Source organism: Natrarchaeobius oligotrophus, assembly GCF_003841465.1.
Classification (GTDB): domain Archaea; phylum Halobacteriota; class Halobacteria; order Halobacteriales; family Natrialbaceae; genus Natrarchaeobius; species Natrarchaeobius oligotrophus.
This window is the reverse complement of sequence record NZ_REFZ01000001.1, coordinates 209414-229721: the sequence shown is the minus strand read 5'-3', so window position 1 is coordinate 229721 and position 20308 is coordinate 209414. Positions and strand designations below refer to the sequence as shown.

The window sequence follows — 20308 nt, the reverse complement described above, 5'->3', positions numbered from 1 at the left end:
ACGGACCGCTGTACCCGTTTCCCGCCACACGTGACGGGCCTGGGGTGTGGCGGTACCGCCGTACGACGGACCGTTCGACGCAGCCGACGAAGCGACACCGTTTTTCGACTCCCCGTCCTCGAGTCGCACAGCTATGGGTCTGGATTTCGACTCGTTCGTTCTCGTCGCCGCGACCGCGAATCTCTCCGACGAGTCCGCCGCTCGCGAACACGCCGACGCCGTGGAGTTCCGGATGGACCTCGCCGCCGACCCGCTCGCAGAGCTTCGGGCCTACGACGGTGAGTTGCCGATTCTGGTCACCAACCGCGCCGTCTGGGAGGGCGGCGAGTGGGACGGCGACGACGACGAGCGCCTCGCGGTCCTGGAGGACGCTCTCGCGGTCGACGCCGTCGAGGCGGTCGACGTCGAACTCGAGTCGCTGCGTTCCGGCGCGGCGACGGAACTCCGCGCGGCGGCGCGCGACCGCGACGTCTCGGTCGTCGCCTCCGCCCACGACTTCGAGGGGACGCCCGACGAGATCGAGTTGCTCGACACCCTCTCGGACGCCTGCGAGCGCGCGGACGTCGGAAAGCTCGCCGTGACGGCCGAGACGCGAGCCGACACGCTCGCGCTGCTTGCGGTCACCCACCGGCTCGCGTCGGACGGACGGACGGTCGCGACGATGGCGATGGGCGAGGCCGGCAGCCACACCCGTGCGGTCGCGCCCGTCTACGGCTCGACGATCGGCTACGCGCCCGTCGACCCCGACGAGGCGACCGCACCCGGCCAGTACGATCTCGAGACGCTCTCGCGGCTGGTCGCGGACCTCGAGTAACCTCGAGTACGGAACTGCGGTCCGTCCAATTCGACGCCCTGCTCCAGATCGTCCGTTCGTCGAAGGGGCCGTCGTCGATCGCGGTTGTCGATCGCTCATTGGGAGTAAAGGAGGAAAATACTGGTGGGAAAACCAGCGCTTTGACCCCGTGGAACCGACGCTCGGTCGCACTTTCGATGAAGGTCCGGACAGTCGTCGGGCGGGAACTGCAGGCGGTGTGGGGAGACGGGCGGGGAATCTCGCTTTCGACGATCGCGATCGGCTGGGGACTGCTCATGGGAAGCCGGATGGTTCTCCCGGTCATCATCCCGTACCTCCAGACCGTTCACGGACTGAGCCTCACGGCCGCAGGCCTACTGGTAAGCGTCCTGTGGCTCTTTGCGTCCGTCGGCCAGCTACCCGGCGGCGTGCTCGCGGACAAATACGACGAACGCACGATCATGGCGGGGAGCGTGATCGTCGTCGCGGTGTCGCTCGCGCTGGTCATCACCGCCCCCACGCCGCTCGTTCTGTTTCTCGCAACGGCGCTGTGGGGGCTGGGTTCGTCGCTGTATCCCATCGCCCGGATCACGTTTCTCTCGAGTCTCTACACCGAGCGACTCGGGAGCGCGCTCGGGTTGACGATGGCGACGGCGGACGTCGGCCAGACCGTGTTCCCACCGATCGCAACCGTACTCGCCGTGGCGATCGCCTGGCAGGCCGGGCTCGGCTTCATGATTCCGCTGTTGGTCCTCGCCGGAATCGGCCTCTCGGTCGTCCTTCCCGATCGGGACGGAACGGACCGGCCGGCCGGTGCCGGATCGCTTCGCGACGCGCTCGACGTTCTGCCGGAGTTTCGCACGCCGGCGATGGCGTACATGACCGTCATCCTGTTTCTCTACTTTTTCATCTGGCAGTCGTTCACGGCGTTCTATCCAACGTACCTGACGACCGAGAAGGGACTCTCGCCGTCGGTCGCGAGCCTCCTCTTCGGATCCTTCTTCGCGGCGGGCGTGATAATCAAGCCGCTCGCCGGCGCTGCCTACGATCGCATCGGCGCGCGAGTCTCGCTCATCGCCATCCTCGTCCCGCCGGTCGCGGGATTTGCCCTCCTCCCGTTCGTCGACAACGTCTGGCTCCTCGTCGGCGTCACTGCACTCGTGAGCACGATGCTCGGTTCGGGCGCGGTCACGCAGCCGTATCTCGCCGATTCGTTCTCGAACGAGGTGAAGGGAACCGGGCTCGGAACCGTCAAAACCATCACGCTGACGCTCGCCTCCGGCGGGCCGGTTCTCTTCGGCGTGATCGCCGACTACGGCTACTTCGACGAGGGGTATTTCGTCCTCGCCGGGATCGTCGCGCTCGTCGTCGCGTTCACGGTTCGGATGCCGGACGCCGACTGAGACGGACTGCCGAAACCGCACGTCGGTACGCTGTCCGGTTCGCGATCACACCGGAGCCGGACGGCGATCCGGACGGGCGTTCCAGTCGAAGCGATTTCAGGTCAGCTCGCCGCGGCGGACCGACTCGCGCAGCGGGCCGATCGACGACCGGTCGAAGTCGGTCGTGACCGAGGCCACGATGGTCATCACCTCCGTCCGCGAGATTTTCACGCCGCCGTCGGTGAGGACCGCTTCGGGACGTTCGGAGAGTTCACGCAGAGTCGCGACCGCGAGCAAAAACGGGACCGTACAGGCTTTCAGCATCGATTCGTCGTTCGCGCCGAGCGCCTCGAGCCAGCGCTGTCCGTCGTCGACGTATCCCCTGGCGCGCTCGACCGTCCGTTCGACGACGGCGACCACGTCGGATTCGTTGCCGTCCGCGAGCAGATTCTCCTGGGAGACGCCGACGTCGGCCAGCCAGCTGGCGGGGAGGTAGACGTTTCCCTCGTCGACGTAGTCCGCGTGGACGTCTTTCGCGATGTTCACGAGCTGCAAGAGCTGTCCGCAAGACTCCGAGAGTTCTCGCATCCGCTCGGGACGGCCGTCGACGTCGCCGTTCCAGAGCTGCAGGTTGGTGATCAGCCGGCCGATGACGCCGGCGACGTAGTAACAGTACTCCTCGAGTTCGGCCTCCGTCTGAATCCGAACTCCCGCTTCGTCGGCGTGGCGTTTCACGAACGCCCCCATCCCCGCAACGAGCTCGAGTACGGGCGGCGTGATCGCGTCTCTCGCGCCCGGCGGAAAGCTCTCGTACGTGCGGACCACGCGCTCCGCGTTGGCCACCAGATACCAGTCGTCGCCGTCCGGTTCGCTGACGACGGATTCGATCGAACGGGCGAACGCCGCTGTCGTCGACGGGTCGGCCGGATCGAGCGCCCGTCGGTACGTCGAGAGGAGCCGACTCTTCTCCTCGGCCGAAAGGGTCGATTCGTCCTCGACGGTGTCGGCGATTCGACAGAGGAGGTAGCCGACACAGAGCGTCGTCGACATCGGCTCCTCGAGCAGCTCGATGCTGATCGCGAACGTTCTGGATACCGAGCCGACGGTCTCGTGACACCACTTCCGGTCGTCCGCGGCTACCGAAGCGAGAGGGTTCGTTCTTCCGTCCATGCGCGATTTCCCTTCAACATCACAACCACTCCAACATAAAATGCTCTATCTCATAAGAATCTAAAGTATAGTACTTCGAAAAGATTATACCACTCTCACGAAGTCATTTCGGTGACCGATCGATGGTACTCGAACGGACGCCGGTGAAAGAATGGTCGAGGTAGCAGTACTGGGCGGTGGCGTCGGGGGGCTGAGTGCGGCACACGAACTCGCAGAGCGCGGCGTCTCCGTTACCGTGTACGAGTCGGGAGATCGAATGGGCGGGAAGGCGCGCAGCTTTCCCGGCCCCTGCAGTTCCTGTGCGACGCCGTTGCCCGCCGAGCACGGCTTTCGGTTTTTCCCGGGCTTTTACCAGCACGTCACCGACACGATGTCGCGGATCCCGTTCGACGACGGATCGGTGCTCGACAACCTCGTCGAGACGACCGAAGTCCTGCAGGCAAGCGCCGAGCGACAGTGGACGATGTCGACGAACGTCCCGACCACGATCGGCGGATTTCGGACCGCGACGTCCAACCTGTTCGGCGGTCCGGAAGTGTCCGGAGACGAGAAGGCGTACTTTCTCAACCGGATCGGACAGCTGTTGACGTGCTCCGAGGAGCGACTCGCCGGCGAACTGGACGAAGTGAGCTGGTGGGAGTTCATCGACGCCGACCGAATGTCTCACAAGTACAGGCAGAACCTCGCGTACGGCCTCTCGCAGTCGTTCGTCGCCCTCCAGCCGAGGCGAGCGAGCACCCGCACGATGGGGCGAATCTACCTCCAGTTGCTCCAGGGGATGTTCGACGAGTCCAAGGAGTCCGATCTGGTGCTCAACGGACCGACCAGCGACGTCTGGATCGATCCCTGGACGACCTACCTCGAGTCGCTAGGCGTCGATTTTCGACCGAACACGCCCGTCACGGCCATCGAGAGCGACGGCGAGGTCGTCACCGGCGTTCGAGTCGACGACGGGGGTACCGAACGCACCATCACCGCGGAGTACTACGTCGTCGGGCTGCCGCTTGGCGTCCTCGAATCGCTGTTGACGCCGGAACTCGAGGCGGCCGCGCCGTCGGTCGCCGGCGTTTCCCACCTCGACGAGGCGTGGATGAACGGGATCCAGTTCTACCTCGAGGAGGACGTCGACCTCGTCCACGGCCACGGCATCTACTACGATTCGCCGTGGGCCATCACGACCATCTCACAGCGGCAGTTCTGGGACGGCTACGATTTCGACGATCACGAGGGCGTCGAGGGTATCCTCTCGGTGTGCGTTTCGAACTGGAACGATCCGGGGATCGTCTACGACAAACCCGCGCGGGAGTGCACCCGCGACGAGATCAAAACCGAAGTGCTCGCACAACTCGAGCGACACCTCGCGGCCGACCGCGGCGTGGGGTTTTCGGCCGACCTGGTCCGGGACTGGTGTCTCGATCCCGCGATCACGTTCGGCGAGGACGGTACCGTCGATGGAAACCGCGAACCGCTTTTCATCAACAGCGTCGGTTCGCTCAAACACCGTCCCGAACCGGCGACCGCCGCCGAAAATCTGACGGTCGCTACCGACTACGCCCGAACGAACAGCGAACTCGCCTGCATGGAGTCGGCCAACGAGGCCGCACGGCGGGCCGTCAACGCGATCCTCGCCCGCTCGGACTGGTCGGCCGAGCCCTGCCGGCTCTGGCAACTGACGCTTCCGCGAAGCATCGAAGGCCTCCAGCGCGTGGACGAACTGATTTACCGCGGCGGATTCCCGCATCCCGGCGCGGTGTCGCCGACCGTGTGGTCGGGATACAGCGCGCTCAGGTCCCTCTTTTGACCGACGCCGCTCGCGTCGCGTCCGCGACCGAACCGGTACGAACGCGACCGCGAGCCGTCGGGACACACCCGGTAATCACTTCATACCAATGAGTAGGTCCGTCGGATCGACGACGTATGTACGCCATGGCATCGACCGTCCTCGAGTCGATCCGCGGATGGGGGCGATCCGCAGAGGTCGGACCGGATCCGCCGCAGACGCCGTCCGAACCGGCTGGGAAGCCCGACTCGGCTATCGACGCGGAGGCGCTGTTGCGCTCGACGAGCGCCGTCGTCGGCGGGAACGACGGCCTCCGGCTCGAGTCGACGTTTCGGACCGCGTGGCACGACCGCATGCGCGAGATCCGCGAGACGAACAGTCGACTGACGGAGTTGGCGACTCGCCTGGACGGCCGTTCCGACCGGCTCGCACTCGAGGTGACCGACGAGGGGTTCGCCGCGACCCGCGGTCGCGACCGGGTCGGGTGCTGGCCGTCCGACGGCGCGTTCCTCGCGGATCTCGCGTCGACCGCGGTGCTCGAGGAGTCGGACCCGACCTGGGAGACGCTCGAATCGCGGGAGCGGCGGATCGTGCTGACCGCGCTTCGGCTCTTTCTCGAGTGGTGTCCGAACTGCGACGGGGAGCTGGTGGGAGAGACGACGCCGACCGACGTCGGGGGTGGAGACGGGTCGACGGTACGACTCGAGTGCGTCCGCTGTGGCTCGCTGCTGGTCAGCGAGCGCGATCGGTGATCGGCTGGACGGTGGCTTCAAAATCGGAATGTTAACCAGTCGGCTCTCCTAGCGTATACGTATGACATGGCTCCGTGCACTCGCCGCGGCCGGTCTTTCGGTGCTCCTGCCGGGTGCGGGCCACGCTCTCATCAAGGACTGGCTCCGGATGCTGGTGTTCTCCGGGCTGTATTTCACCGCCGTCGTGCTCTTTTTGCCGCCGCCGAACGAGATCGCCGCGGTCGGTTCGCTCACCGAAAGTATGGAGTTCGTCGCCAGCGAGATCGACACGATGGGGCAGTTCGTGCTCTCGTTTATCGTCCTCTTCGCGGCGATCGACGCCACCTTCCGCGCGCTCGGGTTCCCACCGGGATCGAACGGGGATTCGGCTGACGGGCCGTCCTGTCCCCACTGCGGCAAGGAACTCGACGAGGACCTCTCGTTCTGTCACTGGTGTACGACCCGACTCGAGCCGGAAGAGCCCGAGGAACCGGGCGAATCCGAGCCGACTGCGGGTCCGGCCGAAGCCAGAAACTGATCGCGACCGGGGCGCGTCGTTACTTCTCGATGATGCTCTCTTCGACGGCCTCGCCGAAGTGACGGGCCGTGTCCTCGTAGTACAGCAGCAGTTCGTCTCCCGCTTCGAGATCGGTCACCGCCGTCCGTCCCGCCGCGGTCGCGACCTTGATCGTCTCGGCGTTCTGCAACAGCGTCTCGATCTGGTCGCCGTCGTCGGTCTCGAGGGCGATCCGGAACATCGGCCGCTTTTCGATTTTGACGCGGCCGACGATCGCTTCGCGGGTGTTGCCGTTCGTGTCGACGACCTGCACCTCGTCGCCGCTCTGTAGCTCCGAGAGGTACTTCGTGCCGCCGTCCGGGGTTCGGACGTACGCGTGGACCGCCCCGGCGTTGACCCGAAACGGCCGCGAGGCGACGTACGGCGACTCGGCCGTCTCGGCGTGGACGAAGACGAGACCGCGGGCCATCGAACCGACGAGCATCCCCTCGTCGTGTTCGAGCAGGCTGCCGGTGTCGACGCAGACGCGGTCGGCGCTTCCGATCTGTTCGACGTCGAGCACCTCCGCGTACTCGAGGTCCAGCGATTCGCGTTCGGCCTGGTCGCGTACCTCGACGGTTTCGCGAATCTCGTCCGGATCGTCCGAGTCGAGCAACACCGCGTCGGCACCGATTTCGAGCGTCTCGAACGCGGTCTTGGCTTCCTCGGCGCTCGTCACGCCCGCCACGAGGTCGGTCTCCTCGCCGATGCGGGCGATCAGGTTCTCGAGCGGGATGATCGTCCAGTCCTCGCCGATGACGATCGTGTGGTCGGCCGCCGTCGCTGCGGCCTCCGCGAACCCTTCGTACTGTTTGCCCAGAATGTGGACGTACGCGCCGCGCTCGAGGTCGTCTGTCCCTTCCCGTCGGAGCGTCGAGAGGTCTGCCGACCCCGAGAGGTCGTCCGGAAACTCGATCGTTCCGTCGCCCTCGCCGTCTTTGCCGACGACGACGGCGTCCGCTCTCGCGTTCCCGTTTTCGTCACCCTCGGCGTCGTCGACGAGCGTGACGTCGCCGTCGGTTCGAAACGCCGCGACGTTGATCTCACCCAGCTCGCGCACCCGGGAGACGTCGGCTTCGTCGACCAGTACCCAGTCTACGCCCGCCTCGAGCGCGGCGGTGATCCGCGCCCGTCGATCGTCCCAGTCGCCGACTGCGTCGTCGGCTTTAATCCAAACGGATCGGCTCATATCTCGACCGTCGAAGGGGACCGGCTTGAACGTGGCGAATCGGACAGCCCCGAATCGACGGCTCCGCCGTGTGCGGACGGAACCATCCCGTCGAATTCGAAATTCCCACTAGTAACGTTAGTATCGATAGTAACGACACTTTCTCGATAGCGAATAATATACACCGGCCGCTATCGTTCCGTATGGGTCAGCGCCGAAACGAACCGCGTGACGCACTGACGATCGAGCGAGCGGCCCGTCGCCTCGGAGTCGAGGACGTCGCCGACGTCGCCCGGGCCGCATACGACCACGCGGGAGAACTGGCGGCGCTCGAGTACGGTCGCACCGCGGCCGTCCTCGGTGCGTGTCGGCTCGCGAGCCGTCGCGGCCGCGGTGAGACGCTCACCCGCGACCGGATCGCCGCCGCGTTCGACGTCGGCTACGAGGACGTCGTCGAAGCGGACTGCGACATCGCGAGCCACCTGGCCCCACCCGCTGACGCGGACGACGTTCGGTCCCTCCGCCGAACCCTCATCGTCGCAAGCGAGCTCCTCGCCGCGGTCGAACGCGGCCGTCCCGGTCTCGATTTTCCGGGCTCGTACCTCGCCGATGCCGCCCCGTGGTTGCTCGGACGAGCGGTCCGTTCGCACGAGCGCTCGACGGACGGTCGGCTGGCGTTCGACGAAGCCGAGCTGCGAGCGCACGCCGACAGACTCGAGGCCGACCTCGAGCTCGCCCGGCTAGGGACGACGCTGTACGCGCGGGTTCGTGACGAGCCGGTGGCTCCTTCGGTGGGAAGCGAGAAGCGCTAGCGACGCCGACGTTCGGAATCGTCGAGCGCGAAGCCGCTACCGACGGTCGGCTTCGCCGCCGTCGTCGCGCGAGCCGAGCCGAGTCAGTTTGTGTCTGAACGCGCGGTAGGCGTTCGCTCCGCGCTCGGTGAGCTCGACGACTCGGCGGCGACCGACGGTCTCGATCGTGACGTAGCCGTCGTCGCACAGAGGCTCGAGGACGTGGGCGTCGAGGACGCGAAACGCGCCCTTGTCCTCGCCGGCCCGTTCCTCCGGCGGCCGTCGGTCGGCCATGAACGAGAGGTTTCGGTCCCTGGCGTACTCGATGAGGTCCTTCTTTTTCGGCGGCGACGTGCGGTCGTCGTGAAAGCCGTCCCAGGCGGTCGGTTCCGCGAGAAACTCCATGATCGCGACCTGATCGGGCGTCGGCGAATCGATGGGATAGATCGGGATTTCGGCGGTCTCCTCGACGCCGGCCGACGCCGGTTCGTCCCGTCCGTCGTGGGCGTACGTCTCCGGCTCGACGTAGTACGGACGCGCGTCCGTCGAGACGTCCATGCACGCGATCGTCGCCCCGATCGCGGGAATCGTCCCCGCGCCCGAGACGTTGACGTAGACGTTGTCCGCCGCGTGTTCGGACGCGATCGTCGTCACCGCGCCGAGGACGGCGTAAACGTCCGTCAGATCGCAGCTGTGACGTCTCACCTCGGGGACGATCGACTCGAGTTCCTCGCGGAGCTCCTCGTGATAGTCGGGTTCCGCGGGCGCGCTTTCGTCCTCGAGCAGGTAGACGAGGTCGGCTCGCTGGCGTTCGATCGGCTCGAGGATCCGGTCGAACTCGTAGCCGACCGGCGCGACGTGTACGCGTTTGACGACGTCCATACCGCTTCATCCGACGGCACGAAAATATACCGTTCGCTGTATCCGGACGGTTCGGCTCCTCGTTCGCATCTGCCAGCTGACTCGTTCCGCTCGTTGGCCAACAACGTAATGCGTCTTTCGTCCGCGCTACCAGTATGTCCAAATCGGAGCTGTCCGGGCTTCCGTCCGAGCACTTTCGACTCCGGGACGAGTTCGCGAGCCTCGGGGAGACCCAGGCTAAAGTGGACCTTCAGGAGCGAACGAAAGAACTCGAGGCGATCAAACGCGCGAACGAACTGTTCGGAACGGTCGACGGTCCACCCGCCGACCGCGTGCGCACGTACGTGACCGAGCTGCCGACGTGGTTTCAGTATCCGACGGTGACGGAAGCCAGGATCGAAATCGACGACGTCGTCGTCGACTCGGACGGCTTTCGACGGACCGATCAGCCGCTCACGACCGAGACGACCACCGAGACCGGAACGACCGTTCTGATCGAGGTCGTCTACACGGAGCGACGACCGCCGGAGGACGACGGCCCCTGGCTCGCCGACGAACGAGAGCTGCTCGAGACGATCCTCACGTTCGTCGCGAACTACGTCTCCCAGTTCGAACAGCAGCGAGCGGTGACGAACGACGTCGAAACGAGCGTTCTCGAGGTCCAGGAAACCGCGAACCGGGTCGCAGAGAGCACCGACCGGATCAACGAACTCGCCGACGATCAGGCGAACTCGATCGACGACGTGGCGAGCGAGGTGGCCGACATGTCCGCGTCGGTCGAAGAGATCGCGTCGACGGCGGAGGAGGTCGCCGCGACCAGCGAGCGCGCCGAGGGACTCTCGCAAACGGGACGGGAGGCCGCGACCGAAGCCATCGACGCGATCGAGGCGGTCGACGACTCGACGCAGGACGTCGCGGCCGACATCGGTCGGCTCGAGGATCACGTCGACGAGATCGACGAGGTCGTCGAAGTCATCAACGCGATCGCCGATCAGACCAACCTGCTCGCACTCAACGCGAGCATCGAGGCAGCGACGGCCGGCGAGGCTGGCGACGGCTTCGCCGTCGTCGCGAACGAAGTCAAATCGCTGGCGGAGGATTCCAAGACACACGCCAGCGAGATCGAGACGACGGTCGACGAGATCACGGACGTTACCGCCGAAACCGTGGCGAGTCTCGAGGAGACCACTCGAGAGGTCGATCGTGGCAAGGAGAAAGTCGAGGACGCGATGACCACGCTCCAGGAAATCGCCCAGACCGTCCAGGAAGCCTCCCAGGGGATCCAGGACGTCTCCGGAGCGACCGACGACCAGGCCGCAAGCACCGAGGAAGTCGCGAGCATGATCGACGAACTGGTCGCGGAGGCCGAAACGATCGCGACCGAAATCGAGTCGGTCGCCAGCGCGAACGAGACGCAAGTTTCCAACGTCCGCGAGATACACGAGGCGGTCGAAAGCCTCTCGAGCGAGTGATTTCGGCCGACTCTCCGGTAGTGATCGCTCGTTCCGTCCGGTCGGGCGCGATCGATCGTCGGCCGGTCCGAGCGTGATCCAGGGTCGACCCACGGGTTCGACCTCGGTTCGGGCCGATAACGCGTTCGCTCGAGCGGTCGGTCCCGACCGCCACCGCGTTCGCGACGGCCGTCTCGACGGATGGAGTCGACCGTCGTCGGAGCCGACGGGGAGTGAACCCGACGTTTCCGTGCAACCGTCGAAACGTTGAGGACCGTCGCGTTCCTAGAACGCCCGATGGCCGGCTACGACGCGGTCTATTTCGACCTCGACAACACCCTCTGTGAGCCCACGCAGGACGCTTCGACCATCCTCGAGGCCACGTTCGAGCGGGCGGGCCTCGAGCAGTTCTGTACGGTTTCGGATCTGCGAAACGCGGTGCCGTCGCTGCCGACCGCCGAGACGGACCGCGAGTTCTACGAGCACCTGTTCTCCGAGGTCGCGACCCGCGCGAACGTCGATCCGACGGTCTCGTCGCGACTCACCGACTGGTACCTCGAGGTGCGCGACCCGACCGCCGTCCGTCTTCGCCCCGGTGCACGAGAAGCGCTCGATCACGCCCGTGATCGGGGTCGCGTCGGGCTCATCACGAACGGCGGCCGCCGGACCCAGACGAAGAAACTCGAGGCGCTGAATCTCACCGACGCGTTCGACGTCGCGGTCTTCACGGAGCCGAGCGCGGGGATCTATCCGAAACCCGACGCCGCGCCGTTCGAGTACGCCCTCGGCGAGCTCGACGTCGAGCCGGCGGTGGCGATCCACGTCGGCGATTCGCTCCACGCGGACGTCGCCGGTGCGAACGCCATGGGGATCGATTCGGTGTGGGTCGACACCGGCCGCGGTCGGACCGGCGATCACCAGCCGACGTACGAACTGTCGTCCCTCGAGTCGTTCCAGACGATCGTTTGAGAACGGGCGACGCGCGGTTCGCCCGTTCGTCCGCTCCGTTGTCCCGACGCATCGGAGCGACCGCGAGCCGTCTGGGCGATCGCTCCGGAAACGACGTACAGCGGGCAGTCTCAGTCCGAAAGCCACACCGCGTAGACGTAGAGTCCGATGCCGACGAAGACGGCGATCGACGACGCCTGATCGATCGTCGGAATCCGCGTGAACAGGTGAGCGAACTGGAGGATACCGCCGACGATCAGACAGACCGCCGCGCCGAGCAGCGCCGACGGCTCGGTGTCCGTCGCCCTGAACAGCAACAGTCCGAGCCCGATCGCGATCACGCCGAAGACGAACTCCGCCGCGAGGACGGCCAGGAACTCGTCGGCGATGGCGGCATAGGCGATGAGCGCGAAGTAGAGGACGATCCCCAGGAAGATCGTTCGGTACACCCGCTCCGGAACGTCGTCGATGTCCATACTCGATCGATCTGACTCCTCCCTCATATCGGTACTGACCCGTTCGCCGCTGGTGCGGGTCCGTTACCGGTACGAGTGGATCGTTTGTCTCGCCGTCACCGCTCGAGCGACGCGGCCCACTCGAGGTCGAACCCCTCGTGGACGACGAACTCGAGCGCGTTGATGAAGTAGTGGGCGACCACGACGACCAGCAGGCTCTCGGTCAGGATGAACATCGCGGCGAGGACGAACCCGAGTACGCCGGTGACGACGACTCCGACCGATCCCTGCATCCCGTGGCCGACCGCGAAGGCAACTGAGGAGAGGACGGCGAGCAACCACGGCGAGACGCCGTAGCCGGCGGCGATCACGCCGACGAGAGCCGCCCGAAACAGCAACTCCTCGAAGATCGCGATAGTCGGGAGCACGAGACCGAGAAGGACGAGCCAGCCGCCGGTCGAGTCGGGAGCCAGCAGCTCGCGCAACTGCTCGTCGTGATCGAAGCCGAAGCGGGTCGCGAACGCCGCGACGAGTTCGTTCGCGACGTAGAGGACGACGCCCGCGACGGTTCCCACGATCAGTCCCGTCACGAGGTACGATCGCGAGAACTCGACGCCGAGGGCGTCCATCGGAATCCCGGTGTAGAGGACGGCTCCTAGCAACACGAGCGCGAACAGCCCTTGCGAGATAGCGACGTTCGCGAGCAACGCCCCGGTCGATAGCGACGCGGGATCGAACTCGTCGCCCTCTGCGGTTCGGGGAGCCGGCCGGTCGTCCTCGAGGTCGACGGCGATCCGCCGTTGGCCGTCTTCGCCGCGTTCCGTCGACGGTTCGTCCGGCCGTCGGTAGCCGGATTCGTCGACCGACGTCGTCGGATCTGACGGGGACGGTTCGGCCGCGGAGGACTCCGGAGACGAGCCGGGCGCTCGGACGGAGGACGTGGCGGGGTCGGGGGACGGCGTCTCCGCGGACTCCGATTCGTGGACCGTTCTCGATCGGTCGTCGCTCGGCCTGCCGGCTCTCGAGTCGTTCCTTCGCTCGGGTTCGCTCCGATCGGCGTCCGAAAACGCGGACTGGGTCAGATACGAGAGAACGAGCAGCGACGCGAGGACGACGCCCGTGATCCCGACGAACGTCGCCCACTGGGGCATCTATTGCGGGCTCGGGTTCGAGCCGCTGGCCGAGCCGACCGCCCCCTGTCCCTGGTCGAAGGCGCTCTCGGTGATCGCCTTCAGCCGGTCGACCAGCGAGTCCTTCTTCGGTTCGCCCATCAGCGCGACGTCGAGCACCTCGCTGATGTTCGAACACGGGATGATCTCGACCATCTCCTCGTACTCCTCTTCGATCATCACGTCCTGTTCGTTGGCCTTGGGGATGATGACCTTGCTGCAGCCGGCTTTCGCTGCGGCTTCGATCTTGTGGGTGACGCCGCCGACCGGAAGGACGTCGCCGCGAACCGACAGCGAGCCGGTCATCGCGACCGACTGGTCGACGGGGATGTCCTCGAGCGCCGAGATGACGGCCGTCGCCACGGTGATCGAGGCGGAGTCGCCGTCGACGCCCTGTTGGCCGGCCTGGACGAACTGGATGTGGATGTCCTTCTCCGAGAGGTCGACGTCGGAGAACTTCTTGATGATCGCGGAGACGTTCTGGACCGACTCCTCGGCCATCTCCTTGAGTTTGCCCGTCGCGATCACCTGTCCGCCGCCCTGTGCGGGGGCGATTTCGGCCATGACCGGAAGCATGATCCCGGAGTCTTCGCCCATGACTGCGAGCCCGTTGACCCGACCCTCGACGCCGTCCTTGGTGACCTGTAGCTCGTAGTCCTTGCGGCGTTCGATGTAGTCGTCGGCCAGTTGCTGTTCGATCGAGCGCGAGCGCTCTTTGGCCTGCAGGACGTCGTCGCGGGTGGTGTGTTCGCGGTCTTCGGCGCGGGCGATGTCGCCCGCGACGCGGACCAGTCCGCCGAGGTTCCGGAAGTGCAGCGTGAGGTGTTCCTTGCGGCCGGCCCGACGCTTGGCCTCGAGGATGAGCTCTTCGACGGCCTCGCGGGTGAAGTGGGGGAGACGCCCGTCGCGTTCGACCTCCTGTGCGACGAACCGGGCGTACTTGCGTCGCATCTCGGCGGTGTCCTCGATGGTGTCGTCCATGTACACCTCGTACCCGTATCCCTTGATGCGCGAACGCAGTGCGGGATGCATGTTCTCCATCGCGTCCAGGTTCCCCGCGGCGATCATGACGAAGTCACAGGGGACGGGTTCGGTCTGGACCATCGCGCCCGAGGAGCGCTCGGACTGTCCCGTGATGGAGAACTCGCCCTCCTGGATCGCCGTCATCAGCTTCTGCTGGGTGCGGACGTCGAGCGTGTTGATCTCGTCGACGAACAGCACGCCCTTGTTGGATTTGTGGATCGAGCCGGGTTCGACGCGGTCGTGGCTCGGCGTCTCCATGCCGCCGGACTGGAACGGGTCGTGGCGGACGTCGCCCAGCAGCGCGCCGGCGTGGGCACCCGTGGCGTCTTCGAACGGTGCGGTGCGCTGGTCGCCGTTGTCGACGATCATGTTCGGCACCATCGCGTCGGTGCCGCGGGAGGTGTATCGGAAGATCAGCCAGATGATACCGGCCGCGAGTATCCCGAGGAGGATGTTTCCGACGATGAGCGAGTACCCGATGATGATCGCGATGATGATCCACATCAGGATCGAGCGCATCTGGTTGCGCTTTCGGGCTTCCTCCTTGTGAGCGTCGATGATCTGTTCTCCCTTTCCGGCGGGAACCGTCCGGACCTTTGGCGCGTTCCCGTCGTCCGGGTTGTGGTAGACGAGGACGTCCTGGAGGTCCTCCTGGGGAAGCAGCTGGCTCATCGCCTTCGCCAGCATCGACTTACCCGTCCCGGGTGAGCCGATCATCATGACGTGACGGCGCTGCTTGGCCGCCTTGATGATGATGTCACGGGCTTCGTCCTGGCCGATCACCTGATCGACGAGTCGGTCGGGAACCTCGATGTCGGACGTCGATTCGATTTTCAGTCCGCCGAGGAGGTCGTCTTCGGCGATCTCTTCGTCCACTTCGACGCCGGGATCGACTTCCACGGCGCTGCCGAGGTCCTCGACGGTTTCGACCTCGTCGTTCGCGTTGTCTCCCGGATCCTCGTCGAGCGGCGATCGTTCGCCGTCGATCCGGCGCTCGAGATCGTCGACATCCTCGGTTCGATCGCCGCCCTCCTCGTGCGGCGACCGCTCTCCCTGACGCTCCTCGGAGCGTTCTCGCTCCTGGTCCCGCTCCTGCTCGGAAGCGGTCTCTGAGGCGTCTTCGGGAGGGTCGTCAACGTTCGTATCGTTGCTCATAGAACTCTGTTCGGTACCTGTCTCGAAGGGATTGCCACTGATATACTTTCTCCATGCGGAGTATGGTGTCAGTGGTTGAAACCGACAGGTACAGCGGTCGAGGGTGTCGTTTGGAATTTGCCGCTCGTGACGAACGTCGGGACGAGTCCGACCGAACTGTCGCGACGATTCGGCTCTCACGGAACGGTCGGAGCGCGTCGCCGAGACTCGTTCGACGACCGGCCGAAACTCGCCACGCTTAAGCGCCGCGGTCGAACAGTTCCCGGTATGACCCGGGGGTTCTACATCGGTCGCTTTCAGCCCTTTCACAACGGCCACCGAAACATGGTCGCCCAGATCGCCGACGACGTCGACGAACTCATCCTCGGGATCGGAAGCGCCGACGACTCACACACGGTCAGGAATCCGTTCACCGCCGGCGAACGGATCATGATGATCACCAAGTCGCTCGTCGACACCGATCTCGTCACGTACGCCGTCCCTATCGAGGACCTGGAGCGGAACTCGGTGTGGGTGAGTCACGTCCAGAGTATGAGCCCGGATTTCGACGTCGCCTACTCGAACAACCCGCTCGTCATCCAGCTCTTTCGCGAGGCCGGCATCGAGGTCCGCCAGTCGCCGATGTTCAACCGCGAGGTGCTCGAGGGGACCGAGGTCCGCGAGCGGATGATCAACGACGACGACTGGGAGTCGCTCGTCCCGGAGGCGGTCGTCGAGGTCGTCGACGAGATCGACGGCACCGAGCGGATCCGGATGATCAGCGACACCGACTCGAACGGCGAGTAAACGCCTCGGGCGGCGCGGAGTCGATCACTCGCTTCGCCAACACCGACGACCGGTCCGCAGGATGGCGTCGAACGGCGATCGTCGTCGAACCGTCGAACTGATTTTTGGGCGAGCGGTACCGACGTACACACATGCTCACGCTCTCTTCGGACTTCGGGACGCCGTACCCCGCCGCGATGAAGGGGGTGATCCTCCGGCGAACCGACGCGCGACTCGTCGACGTCGCACACGACTTCCCCAGACAGGACGTCCGAACCGCGGCGTTCTGGCTCCGGGAGGTGCTCCCGTACTTCCCGCCGGCGGTCCACCTCGTCGTCGTCGATCCCGGCGTCGGGACGGACCGCAACGCGCTCGTCCTCCGTGCCGGCGACGACGTCCTCGTCGGTCCCGACAACGGCGTCCTCGTCCCGGCGGCCCGCCGCCTCGCCGGCGGGGACGATTTCGAGACCTACGCCGTAGACGAGGCCGAACTGGAACCAGCCGTCGGCGCTCGGGGAACTCGCGACGAACCGTCGCGTCGCTCACTTTCGGGAGCGGCCGCCGACTCGAGTGACGACGACGGACCGTCGCGGTCGACCGGACCTGGCCGCGATCGAACGGCGAGCAACACGTTTCACGGCCGGGACGTGTTCGCGCCCGCAGCCGCCGCGGTTCACGAGACGGCGATCGACGCGCTCGCCTCGCTCGAATTTCTCGAACCCGTCGAGGAGTACGAGCGTTTCGCGTTGCCGACGGCGACGATCGACGGCGACCGGGCGGCGGGCGAGGTTCTGGTCGTCGACGACTTCGGCAACGCGATCACGAACGTTCCGGGTCGGTTCCTGGCGGGAAGCGATCGGATCGTCGCCGACGGCGACTCCGTTCCGGTCGGCGAAACCTTCGCAGCCGTGGCACCCGGCGATCCACTCGCGACGATCGGAAGCCACGGCTACGTCGAACTCGACGTCAACCAGGGCCGCGGCGACGAAGCCTTCGATCTCGCGGTTGGCGATCGAGTGCGACTCGAGCGGCCGTAAACGAACCGCGGTCGACCGTCACGCCTCGGTCAGCCGACGCTGTTCGGGATCGATGACGATCTCGCCGTCCGCACGCACAGTAATCACACAGTCCGAGAACGTAAACGAGACTGATCCGTCGACGGCTCCGGACTCGCCCGTCTGCCAGTGGGTGACCAGCTCGTTCAGTGCATCCGGCTCGATGCACGCCGAGAGGGGCTCGAGCTCGAGCGGATCGACGTCGAGAACGGAGGCAACGGCGTCGAGTAGCGCCGTACTCACCGGCTCGTACTCGTCGTCGTCAAACCACGCGTGATACGTTTGCCGGTCCTCGTCGTAGTAGACCGTTCGGCCGGTGGCGCCTTCGACCGGTGTCAGTTGATCCGTCGGTGATTTCCCGGACATTACGTCCGGAACTCAATCATGTTAACATATAACATTATCGGCCGATCTCGCGGCGCTCGACGGCGAGCGAGCGAAAGAAATCGGACGGGACAGAGTTACTCGGCGGCGATGACGTCGTCGATGCGGACGATCATCGTCGCGGCTTCGGTCGCGCTCTCGACGGCTTCGCGCTTGACGTCCGCGGGATCGACGACGCCGTACTCGAACGGATCGTCGATGGTGACGTCCTCGCCGTCGGTGATCAGCCCAGCACGACCTTCGGACTCGTGGGCGGCACGGAGATCCACGAGCGCGTCGATCGGGTCCTGGCCGGTGTTCGCGGCGAGCGTCCGCGGGACGACGTCGAGCGCGTCGGCGAAAGCGTTGACCGCGAGCTGTTTGCGTCCCTCGATGCCGGCGGCTTCCTGGCGGATCCGGTCGGCGATGGCGATCTCGGTTGCGCCGGCGCCGGGAACGACCTCACCCGAGTCGAGCGCCGTCGCGACGACGTCGAGCGCGTCTCCGATCGCCCGCTCGAGTTCGTCGACGACGTGCTCGGTGCCGCCGCGGACGAAGACGGTGACGGCCTCGGCGGCCGCACCACCCTCGACGAACACGAGGTCGTCGTCGCCGAAGGTCTCGGCGCGAACTCGCTCGGCCTCACCGAAGTCGGACGCTTCGAGATCTTCGAGTGCACCGACGCGGCGAGCGCCGGTCGCCGAGACGATGCTGCGGGCATCAGAGTTGCCGAGGCCCTCGAACAGCAACACGCCCTCGTTGGCGAGAGCGGAGCTGACGCGGTCGTCGACGTCTTCGGTGGTGAAGACGACGTCGACTCCGCTGTCGACGATCTCCTCGGCGTAGCCGCGAAGTTCGCTCTCTTCGGCGTCGATGGCGGCGTTGAGCTGGTCGATCGAGTCGATGGCGTACTCGGCGTCGACCTCGCCGGTCCGGACCTCGAGTTCGACGTCCAGGACGGCGATCGACGCGTCTTCGACCTCGCTCGGCATCTCGTCGTGGGCGGGCTCTTCGTCGACGATGATGCCGGGGACGAGTTCGGTCGCGTTCGAGGAGGCGCCGACCTGCGTGTGGACGGTGACGTTCTCGCGTTCGACGCCGTCCTCGCCGTCGACGTGCCGGACGGCCTCGACGACCGTCTCGGCGAGCTCCTCGGCGGTGAGGCCGCCGGTTCCCTTGCCGGTCATGCTCGATTCTGCGACCTGCTTGAGAATTTCGTCGTCGACGTCCGCCTCGTCGACCTGGTCGGAAATCGCGTCGAGAGCGATCTCTGCGGCTTCGTGATAGCCCTCGACGATCGTCGTCGCGTGGACGTCCTGTTCGATCAGGTCTTCGGCCTCGCCGAGCAGGTTGCCGGCGATCACGGCCGCCGTCGTCGTTCCGTCACCGACTTCCTCCTCCTGAGATTCGGCGACCTCGACGATCATCTGGGCCGCGGGGTGTTCGATGTCCATCTCGTTCAGGATGGTCGCCCCGTCGTTCGTGATGACGACCTCGCCGCTCGAGTCGACGAGCATCTTGTCCATCCCGCGGGGCCCGAGTGTCGTCCGTACCGCTTCAGCGACGGCCTTGCCGGCCATGATGTTCGACGACTGGGCGTCTCGACCCTGCGTTCGCTGACTATCCTCGCTCAGAATAAACATAGGCTGTCCGCCCATGCGTCGCTGTTGTGCCATTGTGAATCCTCACTAAGTATGTCGTCAGCACTTCTATATAAACTTTTTGCTACCGATACCGCTCCCTCTGGCGATTCCTGGGGCGCCCGATGATCGCGCGGGCGCGACGGCCGAGCCGGTAGCAAAATATGGGTCGACGCGAAACGATTCGGTGGGATGCTGGAGCTGGAACACGGGTTTCGCGTCATCGACGTGTACACCCAACTCACGTCAGACGAGGGTAACGGGGGTGTTCGCCGCTCTCCCGACGAACTCGAGCGGGAGATGCACCAGGCGGGAATCACGAAATCCGTCGTCTTCCCGCCTGCGCGTTCCGAGTCGAGTTACGTCGCGCCGAACAACGGCGTCGCCCGCCACAGCGTCGACCGACCGTTCGTCGCGTTCGCTCGAATCAACGGGACGAAGCGACCGGAGCGAAACGCAACCGGACGACTTCACAACGCCGTCAGCCGCCGCAAGGAGTTTCACACCACGCCCGAGGACGTCGAGAAGTACGCGTACGACGATCGCTTTCACGGCTTCGTCCTCGATCCGACAGTCGACGACTATCCCGACGAGGAGCTGATCGCAGTCCTCGAGGACGTCGGCCTCCCCGTGATCGTCCGCGGGAGCGTCGATTCGCCACCGGAGGCGCTCGCCGATACGCTGCTCGGACGCTCGTTTCCGGTGATCGTCGCGCACTTCGGCGGCCACCCGCTCTCGCGGCCGCTGATGAACGAGATGATCGGTCTCCTCGAGGAGTACGACGACTGCTACCTCGAGACGAGCTTCGTCCGCTATCGCGACCTGCTCGAGCGCGCGCTGCTCGAACACCCGGACCGGGTCCTCTTCGGCAGCGGCGCGCCCGCCTGCCACCCGGACGTCGCCGTGATGGAAATTCTCACCCTCGACGTCTCCGAGAATCTGCTCTGGCGCGCGTTCTCGAAGAACGCCTGTCGCGTAATCGACGCGCTCGCACCCGACGCCGAGCTTCGGCACTGACGATCGGGCGCGCCGACCGGTCCGTCGTTTCCGGC

The 20308-nt window shown here is 65.7% G+C and carries 19 protein-coding genes; 11 read left to right on the top strand and 8 right to left on the bottom strand.

Annotated features, from left to right (window positions below):
• Positions 1-133: 133 nt before the first annotated feature.
• Positions 134-814, top strand: a complete 681-nt coding sequence (locus tag EA472_RS01215; RefSeq protein ID WP_124189695.1) for a type I 3-dehydroquinate dehydratase — start codon at positions 134-136, stop codon at positions 812-814.
• A 176-nt stretch (positions 815-990) separates the two neighbouring features.
• The gene (locus tag EA472_RS01210) at positions 991-2196 is read left to right on the top strand and encodes an MFS transporter (RefSeq protein WP_124189694.1); all 1206 of its coding nucleotides are present in this window, start codon (positions 991-993) and stop codon (positions 2194-2196) included.
• Between the two features lie 96 nt (positions 2197-2292).
• Here the strand turns inward: EA472_RS01210 and EA472_RS01205 are convergent, their stop codons facing one another.
• Entirely contained in the window at positions 2293-3345 is a 1053-nt protein-coding gene (locus tag EA472_RS01205; protein WP_124189693.1) for a phytoene/squalene synthase family protein, read from the bottom strand.
• A gap of 151 nt (positions 3346-3496) precedes the next feature.
• Between EA472_RS01205 and EA472_RS01200 the strand changes: the two genes are divergently transcribed.
• From EA472_RS01200 to EA472_RS01190, 3 genes are all read left to right on the top strand, one after another.
• Positions 3497-5146: a hydroxysqualene dehydroxylase gene (locus EA472_RS01200; RefSeq protein WP_124189692.1), complete on the top strand. Its 1650-nt coding sequence runs from the start codon at positions 3497-3499 to the stop codon at positions 5144-5146.
• Between the two features lie 125 nt (positions 5147-5271).
• A complete protein-coding gene (locus tag EA472_RS01195) occupies positions 5272-5877 on the top strand; it encodes a hypothetical protein (RefSeq protein ID WP_124189691.1) in 606 nt (201 codons plus the stop codon).
• A gap of 61 nt (positions 5878-5938) precedes the next feature.
• Positions 5939-6394, top strand: a complete 456-nt coding sequence (locus tag EA472_RS01190; RefSeq protein ID WP_124189690.1) for a zinc ribbon domain-containing protein — start codon at positions 5939-5941, stop codon at positions 6392-6394.
• Between the two features lie 19 nt (positions 6395-6413).
• Here the strand turns inward: EA472_RS01190 and EA472_RS01185 are convergent, their stop codons facing one another.
• Entirely contained in the window at positions 6414-7601 is a 1188-nt protein-coding gene (locus EA472_RS01185) for a 3-dehydroquinate synthase II (protein ID WP_124189689.1), read from the bottom strand.
• 182 nt (positions 7602-7783) lie between these two features.
• On the opposite strand from EA472_RS01185, the gene EA472_RS01180 reads away from it, so the two are divergent.
• Positions 7784-8392, top strand: a complete 609-nt coding sequence (locus EA472_RS01180) for a hypothetical protein (RefSeq protein ID WP_124189688.1) — start codon at positions 7784-7786, stop codon at positions 8390-8392.
• Positions 8393-8428: 36 nt separating this feature from the next.
• Here EA472_RS01180 and EA472_RS01175 read toward each other — a convergent pair whose 3' ends face one another.
• The gene (locus EA472_RS01175; RefSeq protein ID WP_124189687.1) at positions 8429-9253 is read right to left on the bottom strand and encodes an HFX_2341 family transcriptional regulator domain-containing protein; all 825 of its coding nucleotides are present in this window, start codon (positions 9251-9253) and stop codon (positions 8429-8431) included.
• 134 nt (positions 9254-9387) lie between these two features.
• On the opposite strand from EA472_RS01175, the gene EA472_RS01170 reads away from it, so the two are divergent.
• The gene (locus EA472_RS01170) at positions 9388-10704 is read left to right on the top strand and encodes a methyl-accepting chemotaxis protein (protein ID WP_124189686.1); all 1317 of its coding nucleotides are present in this window, start codon (positions 9388-9390) and stop codon (positions 10702-10704) included.
• A 276-nt stretch (positions 10705-10980) separates the two neighbouring features.
• Entirely contained in the window at positions 10981-11652 is a 672-nt protein-coding gene (locus tag EA472_RS01165) for an HAD family hydrolase (protein ID WP_124189685.1), read from the top strand.
• 110 nt (positions 11653-11762) lie between these two features.
• Here EA472_RS01165 and EA472_RS01160 read toward each other — a convergent pair whose 3' ends face one another.
• The 3 genes from EA472_RS01160 to lonB form a co-directional block, all read right to left on the bottom strand.
• Positions 11763-12107: a hypothetical protein gene (locus tag EA472_RS01160; protein WP_124189684.1), complete on the bottom strand. Its 345-nt coding sequence runs from the start codon at positions 12105-12107 to the stop codon at positions 11763-11765.
• A gap of 95 nt (positions 12108-12202) precedes the next feature.
• On the bottom strand, positions 12203-13237 hold the full coding sequence (locus tag EA472_RS01155) for a CPBP family intramembrane glutamic endopeptidase (RefSeq protein ID WP_124189683.1): 1035 nt from the start codon (positions 13235-13237) through the stop codon (positions 12203-12205).
• Complete coding sequence (gene lonB / locus EA472_RS01150) at positions 13238-15433, bottom strand: ATP-dependent protease LonB (protein WP_124189682.1); 2196 nt, start codon at positions 15431-15433, stop codon at positions 13238-13240. It abuts the gene before it with no gap.
• A gap of 267 nt (positions 15434-15700) precedes the next feature.
• Here lonB and EA472_RS01145 point away from each other — a divergent pair, with 267 nt between their 5' ends.
• Both EA472_RS01145 and EA472_RS01140 read left to right on the top strand, forming a co-directional pair.
• Positions 15701-16219 carry a nicotinamide-nucleotide adenylyltransferase gene (locus EA472_RS01145; RefSeq protein WP_124189681.1) on the top strand — a complete coding sequence of 173 codons (519 nt, stop codon included), beginning with the start codon at positions 15701-15703 and terminating at the stop codon, positions 16217-16219.
• Positions 16220-16350: 131 nt separating this feature from the next.
• The gene (locus EA472_RS01140) at positions 16351-17235 is read left to right on the top strand and encodes an SAM hydrolase/SAM-dependent halogenase family protein (protein WP_124189680.1); all 885 of its coding nucleotides are present in this window, start codon (positions 16351-16353) and stop codon (positions 17233-17235) included.
• An 18-nt stretch (positions 17236-17253) separates the two neighbouring features.
• Here the strand turns inward: EA472_RS01140 and EA472_RS01135 are convergent, their stop codons facing one another.
• Positions 17254-17619 carry a HalOD1 output domain-containing protein gene (locus tag EA472_RS01135; protein WP_124189679.1) on the bottom strand — a complete coding sequence of 122 codons (366 nt, stop codon included), beginning with the start codon at positions 17617-17619 and terminating at the stop codon, positions 17254-17256.
• A 95-nt stretch (positions 17620-17714) separates the two neighbouring features.
• Positions 17715-19259: a thermosome subunit alpha gene (thsA, locus tag EA472_RS01130; protein ID WP_124189982.1), complete on the bottom strand. Its 1545-nt coding sequence runs from the start codon at positions 19257-19259 to the stop codon at positions 17715-17717.
• 189 nt (positions 19260-19448) lie between these two features.
• Between thsA and EA472_RS01125 the strand changes: the two genes are divergently transcribed.
• On the top strand, positions 19449-20273 hold the full coding sequence (locus EA472_RS01125; protein WP_124189678.1) for an amidohydrolase family protein: 825 nt from the start codon (positions 19449-19451) through the stop codon (positions 20271-20273).
• Positions 20274-20308: the final 35 nt, after the last annotated feature.